The sequence below is a fragment of the Marinilabilia sp. genome, assembly GCF_016278715.1.
Lineage (GTDB): Bacteria > Bacteroidota > Bacteroidia > Bacteroidales > Marinilabiliaceae > Marinilabilia.
In genome coordinates, this window is sequence record NZ_JADQBH010000045.1 from 1 (window position 1) to 16151 (window position 16151).

Sequence of the window (16151 nt, forward strand, 5' to 3'; positions counted from 1 at the left end):
TCTTTTTATGAAGCAAATTTTACTTTTATTCGGGGCGTTGTGTTTTTCATTCTTTTCCCGGGCACAAATTGTTATCAACGAAGTTGATGCTGACAATCCAAGTTATGATTATGAGGAATACATTGAACTTAAATCTGATGCTCCCAATTTCCCTCTGGATGGCTATGTAGTAGTATTGTTCAACGGAAGTAACGACGAAAGTTATGATGCCTTTGATTTGGATGGCTATTCATCTGATGCTAACGGGCTGTTTGTCCTGGGGACTGAAGGAGTTTCTCCTTCCCCAGACCTGGTATTTTCCAGTACCTCCAATGTCATTCAAAATGGAGCTGATGCGGTAGCATTATATCAGGCCAATGCCAGCGATTTTCCTTCCGGAACTCCACCAACGAAAACAAACCTCATGGATGCCCTTGTGTATGACACGAATGATTCGGACGATAGCGGTCTCCTGTCCGGACTAGGGGAATCTATCCAATATAATGAAGGTGCAAACGGAGACAAAGACAATCATTCAAATCAAAGAAAGGATGACGGAACTTATGAAGCAAAGGAACCCACTCCCGGAAAATTAAACTCAGGAGGTGGGATTCAACTTCCATCTGTGTCCATTTCAACCGAGCAAACTTCCTATACAGAAGGTGAAACATTTGATATTACATTTACCATATCCGAAAGTGTATCGGAAGATCTGACAATCAACTTCAGCCTGACCAATGGGAGTTTTGACCAAAACGATTATTCAGGAAATCTGTCAGCCATCGTTTCCGCAGGCAACTCAACATCTTCTTCCTCAATTACGATAACAGACGATGCAGAAAACGAAGGAAATGAAACCATGACTGTTTCTTTGGTAAACCTAAACGAATTTTACGAAGCCTTTAATGACAATTATTCTGTTACCATAGAGGATAATGATTTTGAAGTTAGTAATTTTGGAACCCCCATAAATCCAACATATTCAAATGTTTCTTCAACAGCTCCGGCCGACTATTACAGTACTCTTGACGGATTGTCCGGACAAGCCTTAATAGATGAGATTGTAAGCATTATTGCTAATTCGTCCGTGGTTCGTGCACAAACTTATGGAGATGTATGGGATATATTAAAAGAAGCGGATGAAAACCCTGAAAACAACAATGAAATCTGGATGCTTTATTCGGAGGCAGGAAGAGCCAAATCAGAGCAACAAGGCTCCGGGTCTAGTATCGGAAAATGGAACCGGGAACACATCTACCCGCAATCCCGGGGAGGCTTTTCAGATGGCACTTCAACCTATGCCGACGGAATAAATGTTTATATGACGACTGGCTCTTCCTATACAGCTCATGCTCATGCTGATGCCCATGCTCTGCGACCTGCCGATTCTTCGGTAAACTCTAGCCGTGGAAATGAAGACTATGGAGACGATAGTGGCGAATATACCGGATCAACAGGGAATGCGGGAAGTTGGAAAGGAGATGTAGCAAGAGGTCTGTTTTATATGGCCTTAAGATATGACGACTTAAGTTTAGTCCCAGACAATCCGGACAATTCGACAGTAGGCGAACTCGGAGATTTAGAAGACTTGCTTTTATGGGATGACACAGACATTCCGGACGATTATGAGATGCATCGCAATAATGTTGTTTACGAGTGGCAACAAAACCGGAATCCGTTCATTGATCTTCCAAACCTGGCAGACTATATTTATGGACAAAAGCAAGAACAGGTCTTTAATTTAACAACCGCTATTTATGAAAAAGGGAAATACGAATTGAATGTAAGTGTATTCCCCAATCCAGCAGCTGATAGAATAACTTTCTCAGGAATTTCGGATAACTGCAGCGTTGCTATCTATAGTATTACCGGTGAGCTGGTACTATCTGACCACCTCAGCCATCATTCATTAAACATCTCCAATCTCCTTCCAGGTATTTATTTATACAAAACTGGGGAAGCAGAAAACACATTGTCCGGCAGATTCCTCAAAGAATAAGTGGTCTAAAATTGAAAAAAAAGAGAGGCTACCCTGACGAAAAGGTAGCCTCTTTGCTTGCTATATCCCTTAAAGGATCTTTGCTTTTTTATTTCTCCTATCTTCTGCCGTAGACAAATTATATTCTACAAAAGAGAAATGCTTTGCTAATGAATGCGGACAAATTACTATTTTTATGGTTAAATCTTTTTGAACCTTACGTCGCTTGGGTATGCTATATATAATTGAAAAAAACGGAATCTGAAGAGCTCTTATGCTTATATTTGTCTGCATGATATGAGATATCGATACTAAAAATCTCGAATTTTCATTTTAAGATGCATTTTCCCTTAACGATTCCGGAATCTGAATAACCATGAATACCTGTTTTTTTGAAGAATGAGAAAACTGCACCTTCATTCATCGCTCAACAATAAAAAGTATTATTAAAAATGGGAAAAAACAACGAGGAAGATTGGTTTACGATTGAGCAAATTGATGATAATACTTTTGTGATAAGTGAATATAAGCACTGGGAAGAAACTCATTGTTACGTTTTAAATGGAACAGAAAGGTGTCTATTAATTGACACGGGACTTGGAGTTGATAATATTTGGAGCCAAGTACAAAAACTGACAGATAAACCCGTTACTGTAGTTACAACACACGTACACTATGACCACTTTGGCGGACATAAATATTTTTCTGACTTTTATGTACACGAAGCAGAAACAGAATGGATTAACGGAGGATTTCCCTTGACATTAGAACAGGTGCGCAATTTCTTGATAGAAGAGCCGTGCGATTTCCCAAAGGATTTTGATGTCAATAATTATTTTCTTTTTGAAGGAATTCCGTCAAGAGTGCTTAAAGATTACGATTTAATTGAATTGGGAGGACGGACAATACAAGTTTTGCACACACCTGGACATTCCCCGGGGCATATGTGCTTTTTCGAAAAAAGTAAAGGATATTTGTACACAGGTGATTTAGTTTATATCGGGGAATTGTTTGCGTATTACCCGTCAACAGACCCGGTTGCCTATATGAATTCAATAAAAAAATTGTTGCCGTTACCGATAAGAAAAATTTTACCAGCACATCATGACTTAATGGTTCCATTATCAATAATTAAAGACATGGACAGAGCATTCACTGACTTGTACAATATGGGTAAACTTAAACATGGAAGTGGTATCTTTTCCTATCAGAATTTTGGAATAAAACTTTAAGAAAAAAATGTAGGAAAAAGAAATGATAAAAACCAGACATTAACAGCCCCGTCCTGCCTGATGAAATCACAACGGGTTGGAGTTTTGGCTGACTGCATTGGTGCCCCGGGAAGCAGAACATCGGCACCATATTGTTCTGCATGTTGTGGTTAATATTATGAGTGATTTGTGGCCTGCATGTATGGTTTTGTAATGGAGTAAATATCAACTGTCTGTAATCCCGAATCTTCGGGATTACAGAGCATTGCAATTAAAAGTCTAAAAAAAATGAAGTTAAAAACACTAGTGTTATTCGTAGCAGTAACTTTATTAATGTCCTATAGCAGCTTCACATTGGCTAATGGGTCTTCAATAGCAGGAAGCTTTAGCATCGAAAAGGACTTATTGTTAGTTCAATTTGATTGTAAAACTGATGTGGATGATCTTCATACAGTGGCAGCCTTAGTTACTTTGATGTCCGATTCATCCTTTTACAAAATGAACTATCATGCAGTGGCGGGTGCTTATGGGATTCAGGATGGTTTGTATGTTCCTCCTAATGCATTGTTTCAGGAGGCATTTGGAAACAACTGGACCGATGCCCATGAGAATTTTGAAAAGGCTGTTGAGAAGGTCAAAGTTGTTGTGAAGCCCATCCTTGCAAACAATGGAGATATCTGGATTGCAGATGCCGGCCAATCTGATTTTTCGGCAGCTTTGATAAAAGCTATTCAGACTGATTTTCCTGAAATAAATACTTCTCAACGCTTTCATGTGGTTCAGCACAGTAGTTGGAATGAGGAAGTAACTACTCCGGAATGTCTGCAATTTGTGAAAACGAATGCTGATTATCACAAAATTCCTGATGGAAATGCCGTTGGAAACGGAACACCGGGATTCCGGTCGCTTGAAAATATTCAGTTGAATAATAGTATGATGAATCCGGAATTGCTCGAAATATGGCAACTTGCAATGGATTTAGCCAACCAATATAATGGTAAAGAGGGACGTTACAACAATGAGGCCATTGCGGCAGGGGGAATGGATTTTTCTGACCTTTCTGAAGTTTGTTGGATCCTGGGCTTGCAGGAGATTAAGGATGTGGAACATTTTTTTGAGCGTTATACTTTTTACAATAATCTTTAAAAAAACCTACAAAATTAAACGGGATTATCCATTTCAATTAATAGAAGTTTTGGAAGAGAAGGTTGCAGAACCTTTCGCCCCTTTTTCTATTAATAGACCTGCCTAGGATCTGTAGAACGGTGTCATAGCGCAATCTTCTTTCAAAAAAAATGTTTCTCCGGATAATAGTAACATTTTATCGTATTTTTGTTCGCATAATTTTTAAAACCGAATGCAATTCCGGAAACCTTTGAACAAAAAACAGGATTAAAACTGAAACAAAAACCATGAAAAAATTAATTTTTAGCTTAACCATTCTTTTTATTGCTGCAATTTTCTCATTATCTGCATTCAGCCAGAATTACGATGTTGTTAAAAAAGGGCAGCAGGTCCCTGAATTTTCGATTGACCAGAATGGGCACTCTTTCAGTATTTCCGATTTCAAGGGAAGCGTGGTGTTGATTAATTTTTTCGCAACATGGTGCGGCCCTTGTCTCAAGGAGATGCCATTTCTTCAAAAGGATGTATGGGAGAAATTCAACGATAAGAACAACTTTAAGATGCTGGCAATAGGCAGGGGCCATAACTTTGTCGAGGTTGCTGCATTTAAGGAAAGTAAAAATCTCGGATTTCCGGTGTATGGCGATAAAAATAAAAGCATCTATGAAAAGTTTGCTACCAGCTATATTCCACGTAATTACATCGTGGATGCCAGGGGTAAAATTGTTTATGCTTCGGTTGGATTTTCTGAGGAAGAGTTTAGTAAAATGGTTGATATCTTAGACCGCTTGATTTCTGCCGACGACAAGGACTAAATGTTGTATCGCGAATCTTTTTTGTAGTTTTGCACAAAAGCAATTTATTATGATGGATGTACTTCTAAATCATCGAACAATTCGTAAATATACCAACCAATCTATTGATGATGCCCTCCTGAATGAAATTCTTAATGCCGGTACCCGTGCTTCCACCACCGGAAATATGCAGGTTTACAGTATCGTGGTTACCCGTGATGAAGAAATGAAGGAAAAGCTGGCTCCCACCCATTTTGGGCAGCCTGTTTTTAAGAACGCTCCTTTATCGTTGACTTTCTGTGCCGATTTTAACCGGTTCAATAAATGGTGTCGTCAGCGCAATGCGGAGCCGGGATACGACAATTTTCAGTCGTTTGTTGCTGCGTTCATTGATGCGCTGTTGGTGGCACAAAATGTTTGTGTGGCTGCAGAATCAAAAGGGTTAGGTGTTTGTTATCTGGGGACAGTAACCTACAATGCCGATAAAATCATTGATATCCTCCGTTTGCCTAAAGGAGTGGTACCCGTGGCTACCGTCACACTTGGCTGGCCCGATGAAAATCCGGAGCAAGTGGAGCGTTTGCCATTAGAGGCAGTGGTGCATCAGGAAACTTACAAGGATTATTCTGAAAAGGATATTGACCGTCTTTATGCAGAGAAGGAAGACCTTGAGGCCAATAAGCAGTTTGTTGCCGAAAACAGCAAGGAAACTTTAGCTCAGGTATTTACCGATATTCGGTACACGAAGGCGAATAACGAACATTTCAGTAAAGTTTATCTGGACGTCCTGAAAAAACAGGGTTTTCTGAAATAGAAAAAAATAAGTCAGGGCTTCACACGCAGTGAAACCCTGACTGCTTTATTTTGCGAATTATTGTGTCGTCTGTTTTTATTGTGTGTGGCTTTAACTTTTTCACATCACAAACCCCGGTGTTATTTTGTGAAACAGCATTCCCTGATTTTTTCTACTCTGATTTCCTGGACTCTAGTCCATAACCTCCATTCTCAATCAATCTAATGTTCTTCGGTTAGTGCGAAAACCGAACCCCAATTTGCTGCCCCAGCTCTCTTAAGTCTTTTATTACAGACTCTAAAACCGGAATTCCATTGGCAAGTCGTTCCTTTTCCAGTTCACGCTCCGGATCGCCGGGTATCAGCACTTTTTGTCCGGGAATAACAGGTTCCGCATTTCTGAATGTTTCAATCCAGCGATCCATTTCTTCTTTAAATTCACCAGCCGGCCGAAATGCATCAATACGCATGGCCCCGATAAAATGTCCGATGCCTTCACCAACCTGATGAGCCGGTGGTTCCAGGAAAGCAACAAACGGAGGAACCCATGGGCCGTAATTGGCTCCCGAAAGCACTCCGGAGAAAATATCCACCATGGCACCCAGGCAATAGCCTTTATGACTGCCATGTGTCCGGTCGCTACCCAGCGGCAACATTGCTCCTCCTTTTTTTAGTACTTCCGCATCATTAGAGGAGATTCCGTCTCTGTCCTGAGCCCAGCCTTCAGGAATGTCTTTTCCCTGTCGATTTAGAACTTCCAGTTTGCCGTTGGCAACAGGTGTGGTGGCCATATCTATTACCACCGGGGGCTGATGCAGGGCAGGGATGGCTACTGCAATGGGATTGGTGCCCAACAGCCTGCTTTTAGAAAAAGTAGGGGAGACCAAAGGACTTGCATTGGTCAGAGAAATGCCTATCATGTCGTGTTCCAAAGCAAGCATGGCATGATATCCGGCAATGCCAAAATGGTTGCTGTTGCGGATAGCTACCCATCCTGTTCCTGCAACCCTGGCTTTCTCAATGGCCTTTTTCATGGCCTCCGGAGCTACCATTAAACCAGGGCCCTGGTCCCCATCTATTACTGCAGTTGAAGGGGTTTCATGAACTATCTTTGGTTCAGGGCTGGCATTCAGCCTTTTTTGCTCCCAAAGACGAACGTATCCGCTTAGCCGGGCCACTCCATGAGAGTCAACTCCCCGAAGGTCTGCAGCGTTCAGAACATCTGCAGCTCTTTCAGCCTGAGAGGGCGAAGCACCTATCTTTTTAAATATTTCTGTGGTAAATTTTTTCAGGTAAATTGAAGGAATGAGCATAAAGATTATATTTCTTGTGTCGGTAAGAAGGAGACGGTGCTAAAATACAATTATTTATAGTTGACAAACGCAACCAAATTCATTTTTTTGCATCTAATTTTTGGTTTTTAATCGCTTTTGTCCGGGGACAATTGAAAAATTGAGATTTAGATTGCTTCGGTTCACTCGTAACGACCCCATTTTAACGGGATGAGGTGGGTAATATCATTTTAATGCCTGTCATTGCGAACCAAGTGAAGCAATCTCTTTTCTTTAACCGTTCACCTGTGGTTTTTATTTATCATTTAACTTCAAAAAATACCATCATGATACGAGTATTCATCATCACACTAATGATAACATTTTTAACCGGTTGCAGCTGGTTCGATAATGATGAGGAACCTGTGAAAAAAGATTTTGACCTGAAATCACTCGAAGTATTGGAAGCTACCGACCGATTTGGGTGGGAACTCCTTGAGTCCGTTAATGCGGATGCCAAAGCGGGTGAGAATGTTGTGATCTCTTCTTTTAGTGTTGCTCAGGCTTTGGGGATGACCACCAACGGGGCTGACGGTGAAACACTTGACCAGATGCTGGAGGTGATGGATTTTGGCGAGGTGGAGACGATGAATTCGGCTTTTAAAAATATCAGGGAAGTATTGAAATCAGCCGACTCTAATGTTGATATTGAGGTGGCCAATTCGGTCTGGTATAAGGAATCTTTGCCTGCTAAAAAGGAATTTGGAGAGGTTGTTGAAAAATATTATGATGCAGCTTTTCGTGGCGTGGATTTTTCCGATAAGGAAAGGACTAAAAATCTTATTAACAGTTGGGTAAAGGATAAAACCAGGGGGAAGATTCCCACCATCATAGATGAAATCAGCGATCAACAATATATGTTTCTGGTGAATGCTGTTTATTTTCTGGGGAAATGGCAGTATCAGTTCGATAAATCGGATACACGGGACCAGGACTTCTATTTGTTCGATGGTTCTGTGGTACAGGTTCCTATGATGAATCAGGAACTGGAAATTAAATATTTTTCGGATGCTGATCTCCGGGCTGTAAAAATGCCGTACGGTGATGGTTCTTTCTTCATGATTGTAGCTCTCCCCGAAGGTGATACTACGGTAGATCAGGTGATTGAAAATATGACCACTGAGAAGTGGGCTTCCATTTCGGAAAATATGAACGAGCGAAATCTAAAACTTTTCATGCCCCGATTCGAAGTGGAATGTAAGTATCTTCTGAATTCCAATTTAATCAGTATGGGTATGGAACTCCCTTTCTCCTTATTCAGCGCTGATTTTTCCAACATGATCGATGCACCTGTTTTTATTAGCAAAGTCAACCACAAAACTTACATTAAAGTGGATGAAGAAGGTACCGAGGCAGCGGCGGCCACCAGTGTGGGTATGGTTGTTACTTCTGTAGGTCCTGAATTGCCCGAATTCAGAGTTGATCGCCCATTTTTCTTTGCTATCGGAGAAGAGAAAAGCGGTGCTATTCTCTTCTCCGGAAAAATTGAAAATCCTTTGTGATGTTCAACTGTAAGCAACTCTTAAAGGCAAGAACGATAAGTTAACTGTCACATCCCTATAATGCTTCAGGTTCCATGTCTCAAAGAGTTGCTTGCAAATTTCTTTCGCTCTTTCAGGAATCTGAATTCCTCTTAATAGGGGCATCTCAGGATTGTTCTTTTCGCAGTTCCAAGCCAGAATTATCCAACTAAGAGCTGCCAGCTACCAGCTATGAGCCATCAGCTAAGGGCTAATACCTACGGCACCTATTCCCTATGGTTATACACCGCGCTGGCCTGAGCTGTGGGCATCAGTAGCATATCGTTGACATTAACATGCGCCGGGCGGGTAATCATGAACTCCACTGCATCGGCCACGTCTTCCGCGTAGAGTGGCGTAATTCCGTCATAAACTTTGTCTGCCTTTTCTTTGTCGCCATGGTAGCGCACCATCGAGAATTCCGTTTCCACCATACCGGGTGATATGGACGACACCTTAATATTGTGTGGTAACAGGTCAATGCGCATTCCCTTGGTGATGGCGTGCACGGCATGTTTCGAAGCACAATAAACATTTCCGTTGGCATAGACTTCCGAACCCGCAATGGAACTCACATTTATGATGTGGCCTTTTTTTCGCTTTATCATTCCGGGCATTACAGCTTTGCTAACCGCCAGCAATCCTTTAACGTTGGTGTCAATCATCTGCTCCCAGTCCATCCAGTCTCCATCCTGAATGGGATCGGCCCCTGCGGCCAGTCCGGCATTGTTTATCAGAATATCTGGTGATTTCCATTCTTCCGGTAAAGACAAAATGGCATTCTCCACCGCTTCTTTGTGACGAACATCAAACACGAGTGTTTTTACTTCTACGTTATTGTTACTCAGCTTTTGTGCCAGTTCATTTAGTCGGTTTTCTCTTCTTCCGGTAATAATGAGATTGTATCCGTTTCTTGCCAGCATAGCAGCACAGGCTTTCCCGATTCCTGAGGTGGCACCGGTTACCAAAGCAATCTTATTCATAATATTGTCCAATTTGTTTTGTGGTTATTTTTTTCTATTTTCAATGTCAAATATATCAAAAATCAGAGTAATTTCGGGTGGTTTCGATAATCGTGTAAAAGAGGTGTTTTTTTGAATACCTTTGAGTCTTTAATGAATCTGAAGCATGTGGTCTCCTCGAATGCTAACATGATTTGTTTTTTTACGAATAAAAACCGGGGCTCACTATTATTTTTGAATGTTTTGCTAACTTTAACAGTCCCAACCCTCAATAATCTGAAAAATTGTATTTCTATGAACCATAAAGACCTATCTACAATTGCCGATGCGGAGTTGTTGAATATGACTTCTGAAGAATTCGAAAAAATCGAATCCATTCTCGGACGACTCCCCAATAAACTGGAATTGGAACTCTTTTCCATCCTCTGGTCCGAACATGCCAGCTATAAAAACTCAAGGAAATGGCTGGAGTTATTACCTACTAAAAGTAAAAATGTATTGGTGGAAGCGGGGCAGGAAAGCGCCGGAGTGGTGGATATTGGAGATGGTCAGGTCGCTGTTTTTAAACTCGAGTCGCATAATCATCCTTGTGCCGTTCAACCTCGTTTGGGGGCATCAACCGGAATGCGTGTTGTTAACCGGGATATTTTTTCTATGGGTGCCAAACCTATTGCCCTGTTAAATTCTTTGCGTTTTGGTAAGTCTGATCGCGATACTGCGCGGTGGCTCTTTGATGAGGTGGTAAATGGTATTGCTGATTTTGAGAAAGGATTTGGAACGCCTGTGATTGGAGGAGAAGTGTTTTTCTGCGAAGCGTTTAACACCAATCCTATTGTCAACACCATGTCGATTGGTATTGCAAACAAAGGGGGGCTGGTATCGGCTGTTGCCAAAGGAAACGGGAATCTGGTGGCAGTGATTGGTGTTCCTACCGGTCGTGATGGCATAGATAGTGACGCTTTTGTGGCCGATAAAATTTCAGATAAGGAGACGAAGAGTATTTCTTTGGAACAAATGCGGGATATTGAATCGGAAAAACACCTTTACAAGGTTTTACGAAAGCTGATTGATGATAAACTGGTGATTGGTGTTCAGACCATTGGGGCTCAGGGGATCGTTGGGGCGCTTACTGAAATGGCAGCTCGAGGAAACAGTGGTGTTGAGTTTAATGCCGATCTGGTGCCTATGCGCGAAAAGGATATGACTCTTCGTGAAATCCTGATTTCCGAAACATGGGGCAGGATGTTGATTTGTATAACCCCCGAAAATGAAGAGAAAATCAGGAAGATTGTGGAGGAAGGGAAACTGACCATGGGAATCGTGGGGAATGTGAACGATAGCCAGTTATTGAAGTGCGGAATCAACGGGACTTCTGAAATCGAATTTCCTGTGAAATATTTGGGGTTGGCCGAAATGGGCCCGGTTTATGAGCGTGAAACAGCGACGGAAAGAAAGTTTCCTGAATCCATTAAAGTGGATGACCTCCCTGAACCGGATCATTATCCTGCCGCCGTGGAAAGTATGATGAAGTCGCTTAACGTTACTTCTAAGAAATGGCTGACACGCAAGTTTTCTAAAACTTTGCGTAAAGAATCCACAAGCACCAAGTTCCCGTCCGATGCAGGAATTATTGAATTGGGAAGTAATGATAAAGCTTTGTTGGCAACTGTAGATAGCAACCCCTCTTATTTTACTTCCGATCCCTACAATGGTGCTCGTATTTCCGTGGCAGAGGCTATGCGAAACATTGTGTGTGGCGGAGGTGTTCCTTTGGCTGTTTCCGATTGTCTGAATTTTGGAAACCCTTACGACCCTGAAGCCTATGCCGATTTCGTGGATTCAGTGAAAGGTATTGCTGATGCCTGTAAATTTTTCGACATCCCGGTAGTTAGTGGAAATGTCAGCTTCTACAATCAGCGTTCTGTAGAAGGGCAAATTATTCCGGTTATCCCTTCTCCTGTTATAGGTATGGTGGGAGTGCTCAAGGATGTGAATAAGCATACAACCTTGTCCTTTAAGCATAAGGGGGATATGATTTTCCTTGTTGGGCGTTCACGCGACGATATAAATGGTTCTGAGTATCTCAGGGCAGTACATGGAGTGGATGTTTCTTTACCACCCTATTTCAGTCTGGAAGAAGAGAAAAAACTCCAGGCTATTATTAGCGATCTGGTTGATCATCAACTGGCCAGGTCTGTTCACGATATCTCCAATGGCGGACTTTTCTTCACTCTTCTGGAATCCGGAATTCCTCTCAACTATGGGTTCGACATAACTTCTGATGCTGAAGTACGTCGAGATGCCTTCCTTTTTGGAGAGTCACAGGGGCGTGTGATAGTTTCGGTATCTCCTGAGAAACAAGACGACTTTGTGGACTTTATGATGGGAAAAGATATGCCGTTTTCTATTCTGGGCCATGTAACAAGAGGTGAAATCAGGGTAGATGATGAATCCTACGGTTTTGTGGAGGAGATAAAAGCCAAGTTCGAGAACCGGCTGAAATGGTGGGCCGAAGGAAAGGTATAAAAAAAACTAGGAGGTTACTGGAAGGGACTATTGATTTTTTATTTAGGAAGATTGCTGTTGATTTGTTTTTCGCAGCACTCTTCCTATTCTAGTTTCAAAAAGGTTTGTATTTTTGGCCTCATATAATTTACAGAATGATAAAACCATATAAAAACTTGGAAAGCAGTAAAAAAGAGCAGGTTCGATCCATGTTCGATCGGATAGCGCCTCGTTACGACTTGCTCAATCGGCTGCTTTCATTTGGAATTGATAGAATCTGGCGAAAAAATGTGGTGAAATTGCTCAAAGACCTGAAAGCTCCTCTTATTTTGGATGTGGCCACAGGGACAGGTGATTTGGCTGTGGAGATTTGTAAAATAAATCCAGTGGAAGTCTATGGGATCGATTTATCTCCTCAGATGCTTGAGGTAGCCCGAAAGAAAGTTCTGCAAAAAAGACTCCACATGACCATTCAGTTGAAAGAAGCCGATTCTGAGAATCTGCCTTTCGATGACAATTTTTTTGATGCGGTAACGGTGGCATTCGGGGTGCGAAATTTTGAGAATCTGGGCAAGGGGCTTGCTGAGATGCAAAGGGTGATGCGTCCGGGTGGAAAACTGATTGTGTTGGAGTTTTCCAAACCTCATAGTTTCCCGTTTAAGCAATTGTATCATTTCTATTTTACCCGTATATTGCCATGGTGGGGCGGGATGATTTCGAATGATAAGGATGCCTATAAATATTTGCCGGCATCTGTACTTCAATTTCCCGAAGGTACCGGGTTTGAAAATGAGCTTCGCGCGGCAGGTCTGGAACCTGAGAAATCGATTCCCCAAACTTTTGGAATAGCGACCATTTATGTGTCTGTCAAAAAGTAAAAGCAATAATCTGCATGTTTTTTCCGTTAGGCTGAAAAATAATTTGCTCTTGCGACTGTTCGTGCTATTTGTTTGTTTATTGGTCTTTCAGGCCCCTTCTTTTTCTCAGATGGAGAAGAAAAAGAAGGTGCCCAATTTGCCTGCCTTTGACTATAAACCATTGCATTTTGGGTTCCTGATAGGCCTGAATTCCATGGACTTTAAAGTTCGCCACAAATTGCCGGCAGATCGCCCGGACGGATTGGAAAATCGCTACGCGGAGGTGGTCAGTTTGAATCCCGGGGTAAATATCGGTATTGTTTCCAGTTTGCGTTTGAACAAAAATCTGAATCTACGTTTTTTGCCCGGAATCAGTTTCGGGCAGCGCGATTTGCTTTACATCCAGGACGGAGAACAGGATCAGGCACCTTTGGAGATTAAATCTACTTTTCTGGAGTTTCCGTTGTTGATTAAATTCAGCGGCGATCGGATGACCAATTTTAAACCCTATTTGATTGGTGGTATTAACCCTCGTATCGATTTGGCCAAAACCGAAAACGACGGACTCAGCCTCAAATCCAACGATTTGTATCTGGAATTGGGAACCGGCGTGGATATGTATTTGAACTATTTCAGGTTGTCCACTGAGATTAAAATTTCTGTAGGTCTTAGGAATGTGCTGAATCCCGGAGGAACCGGAGAACCTGAGGATGTTTTCTATACCGATGTGCTTGACAGGCTGTCATCGCGTTTGTTTGTTTTTTCTTTTTATTTTGAATAATGAAGCAGGAAGTAGCTTTACGACTTACGCCTGAACAGGCGTCGCAGGAGGAATTCTTTAAAAATATAGCAGCCCGGAAGATGAAATTATCTCCCGGAAAAATTACCGGTTTACGGGTGGTGCGTCGCTCAATTGATGCCCGACAAAGCCAGGTGATGGTGCAGGTGCACCTGGAGGTGTGGACCGGCGAGCCGATGCCGGCCCATGAACCCGTATCTTTTCACTGGCCCAATGTTGTCAACGCTTCGGAAGTGGTCATTGTCGGTGCAGGCCCGGGAGGTTTATTCGCCGCATTGAAACTCATAGAACTGGGATTCAAACCCATTGTGATTGAAAGAGGAAAGGAGGTTTCGGAAAGAAAAAAAGATCTTGCCCTGCTCAACAGAAATGAGCAACTCAATGAAGACTCCAATTATGCCTTTGGTGAGGGAGGTGCCGGAACTTTCTCTGACGGAAAGTTGTACACACGCAGTAAAAAGCGGGGTAACTTTCGCAATTTTCTGGAAATCCTCCACTTTCATGGCGCGTCAGACGACGTCCTGATTGACGCACATCCCCACATCGGCACCGACCGGTTGCCACGGGTTATCCGGAATATAAGGGAGACCATTATTGCAGCCGGAGGTGAGTTCCTTTTCAACTCCAGAGTGGTTGATTTTCTTCTGCAGGGAGATGAGATTGTGGGAGTGGAAATTGCCGATGGAACAAAAATTACCGGGAAAGCCGTTATTCTGGCTACGGGTCACTCGGCACGCGATATCTATTGGTTGTTGAATGAGAAGGGCATCGAACTGGAGGCCAAAACATGGGCTATGGGTGTCAGGGTAGAGCATCCGCAGGATCTTATTGATCAGATTCAGTATCATTCTCCAGAAGGAAGAGGCAACTATCTTCCTGCTGCGTCTTATAGTTTTTCGCACCAGGTGGGTGAACGAGGCGTTTACTCTTTTTGTATGTGTCCCGGGGGCTTTATTGTTCCCGCAATGACCAGCGCCGATGAGATGGTGGTTAACGGGATGTCTCCATCCGGCAGGAACTCCCCCTTTGCCAATAGTGGAATGGTGGTGGAAATCAGACCGGAAGATATACCTGAATATCATCAGTATGGCGCAATGGCGGGCTTGAAATATCAGCAGGATGTGGAACGACTGTGTGCGGTTAATGGTGGTCAGGGAGTGATTGCTCCTGCTCAGCGCCTGGTGGACTTTGTTGGGAAGCGTCTTTCTTACGATTTGCCCGAATGCTCCTATGTTCCCGGAACGGTGTCGGCTCCTCTGCACTTTATTTTGCCGGAGCATATTTCCACACGATTGCAGGAAGGGTTTAAATTTTTCGGAAAAAGGGCCCACGGTTATCTGGATGGGGATGCCATTGTGTTGGGTGCGGAGTCCAGAACGTCTTCTCCGGTGAGGATTCCCCGGGACAAAGATACTTTCCAGCATATCAGCATTAAAAGATTGTTTCCTTGTGGAGAAGGAGCGGGATATGCTGGCGGAATAGCATCTTCTGCAATCGACGGCGAGAGATGTGCGGAAGCGGTTGCCCGTCAGCTCAAAGACTTGAGCCCCTCCTGAATTCGGAGCAGACGATCGCTGCTGCAATTCCCACATTTAAAGACTCCATGCCTCCATCCGAAAATGATGGAACGGTTATTCGTTGGGTTACTAATTTTGCTGTTTCAGGACGTATGCCCCTGCCTTCATTACCCATGATTATTAGTCCTGACGAAGGTAAATCCATAGTGTAGATGTTGTTGCCGTCCATGAAGGTGCCAAAAACCTGCATGTTGAGTTCTGTTACCGATTTCTGACAAAAATCAGGTAAGTCGGTATAAATGATTTTAACGCGGGCTATAGCACCCATAGATGCCTGCACCACTTTGGGATTGAAAACATCTGCAGTATCTTCGCTGCAAACGATGGTACGGATGTCAAACCAATCGGCTAGTCGGATGATGGTTCCCAGGTTGCCGGGATCCTGGATGCCGTCCAGGCAAAGAGATAACTGACTCGAGTGTTGACCGAACCTGAACTTTGGAAATGGCTTTTTGAATACCCCGAGAACATTTTGGGGTGTTTTTAGAAAACTCAGTTTTTGAAGTTCCTGAGGAGTAATCACTTCTATAATGGAGTTTGATGCCTCTGGGGATATCTGAGACGCATCGGTGGTAAAAATTAACTCCGGCTGCATTCTGCTAATCAGTAAATCATTGATTAGCTTTGGGCCCTCGGCAACAAACAGACCATGTTTATCACGATATTTTTTTTGTGAGAGCGAAGAAATCAATTTTTTTTTTGTATGTCCTACCATTTTGGC

13 protein-coding genes are annotated in these 16151 nt (G+C 42.7%); 10 read left to right on the forward strand and 3 right to left on the reverse strand.

The genetic code is table 11. The features are described 5' to 3' along the window. The 5 genes from QZZ43_RS03105 to QZZ43_RS03125 all read left to right on the forward strand — a co-directional run. The coding region (locus QZZ43_RS03105) for an endonuclease (protein WP_291856155.1) at positions 1–1978 on the forward strand (1978 nt) is incomplete at its 5' end. 431 nt (positions 1979–2409) lie between these two features. Further along, positions 2410–3189 (forward strand): MBL fold metallo-hydrolase, encoded by a 780-nt coding sequence (locus tag QZZ43_RS03110; protein ID WP_291856157.1) that lies wholly within the window; start codon positions 2410–2412, stop codon positions 3187–3189. A 267-nt stretch (positions 3190–3456) separates the two neighbouring features. Continuing rightward, positions 3457–4314, forward strand: coding sequence for a hypothetical protein (locus QZZ43_RS03115; protein WP_291856159.1), 858 nt, complete (start codon positions 3457–3459; stop codon positions 4312–4314). Between the two features lie 266 nt (positions 4315–4580). Then, the gene (locus tag QZZ43_RS03120) at positions 4581–5108 is read left to right on the forward strand and encodes a TlpA disulfide reductase family protein (protein WP_291856161.1); all 528 of its coding nucleotides are present in this window, start codon (positions 4581–4583) and stop codon (positions 5106–5108) included. Between the two features lie 49 nt (positions 5109–5157). Continuing rightward, a complete protein-coding gene (locus QZZ43_RS03125; protein ID WP_291856163.1) occupies positions 5158–5901 on the forward strand; it encodes an NADPH-dependent oxidoreductase in 744 nt (247 codons plus the stop codon). A 214-nt stretch (positions 5902–6115) separates the two neighbouring features. Here QZZ43_RS03125 and QZZ43_RS03130 read toward each other — a convergent pair whose 3' ends face one another. Continuing rightward, positions 6116–7192 (reverse strand): Ldh family oxidoreductase, encoded by a 1077-nt coding sequence (locus QZZ43_RS03130; RefSeq protein WP_291856165.1) that lies wholly within the window; start codon positions 7190–7192, stop codon positions 6116–6118. Between the two features lie 305 nt (positions 7193–7497). Here QZZ43_RS03130 and QZZ43_RS03135 point away from each other — a divergent pair, with 305 nt between their 5' ends. After that, positions 7498–8712: a serpin family protein gene (locus tag QZZ43_RS03135; RefSeq protein WP_291856167.1), complete on the forward strand. Its 1215-nt coding sequence runs from the start codon at positions 7498–7500 to the stop codon at positions 8710–8712. Between the two features lie 245 nt (positions 8713–8957). Here the strand turns inward: QZZ43_RS03135 and QZZ43_RS03140 are convergent, their stop codons facing one another. Then, positions 8958–9713, reverse strand: a complete 756-nt coding sequence (locus tag QZZ43_RS03140; protein ID WP_291856169.1) for an SDR family NAD(P)-dependent oxidoreductase — start codon at positions 9711–9713, stop codon at positions 8958–8960. Positions 9714–9986: 273 nt separating this feature from the next. Between QZZ43_RS03140 and purL the strand changes: the two genes are divergently transcribed. From purL to QZZ43_RS03160, 4 genes are all read left to right on the forward strand, one after another. Then, a complete protein-coding gene (gene purL, locus QZZ43_RS03145) occupies positions 9987–12218 on the forward strand; it encodes a phosphoribosylformylglycinamidine synthase subunit PurL (protein WP_291856171.1) in 2232 nt (743 codons plus the stop codon). Between the two features lie 155 nt (positions 12219–12373). Further along, a complete protein-coding gene (gene ubiE, locus QZZ43_RS03150; protein ID WP_291856173.1) occupies positions 12374–13075 on the forward strand; it encodes a bifunctional demethylmenaquinone methyltransferase/2-methoxy-6-polyprenyl-1,4-benzoquinol methylase UbiE in 702 nt (233 codons plus the stop codon). A gap of 49 nt (positions 13076–13124) precedes the next feature. Continuing rightward, a complete protein-coding gene (locus QZZ43_RS03155; RefSeq protein WP_291856175.1) occupies positions 13125–13835 on the forward strand; it encodes an outer membrane beta-barrel protein in 711 nt (236 codons plus the stop codon). Next, complete coding sequence (locus QZZ43_RS03160) at positions 13835–15409, forward strand: NAD(P)/FAD-dependent oxidoreductase (protein ID WP_291856177.1); 1575 nt, start codon at positions 13835–13837, stop codon at positions 15407–15409. The genes QZZ43_RS03155 and QZZ43_RS03160 overlap by 1 nt, the downstream gene beginning before the upstream one ends. Here QZZ43_RS03160 and QZZ43_RS03165 read toward each other — a convergent pair. Then, positions 15387–16145, reverse strand: a complete 759-nt coding sequence (locus QZZ43_RS03165; RefSeq protein WP_291856179.1) for an RNA methyltransferase — start codon at positions 16143–16145, stop codon at positions 15387–15389. The two genes, QZZ43_RS03160 and QZZ43_RS03165, sit on opposite strands and share 23 nt — an antisense overlap. Positions 16146–16151 lie beyond the last annotated feature (6 nt).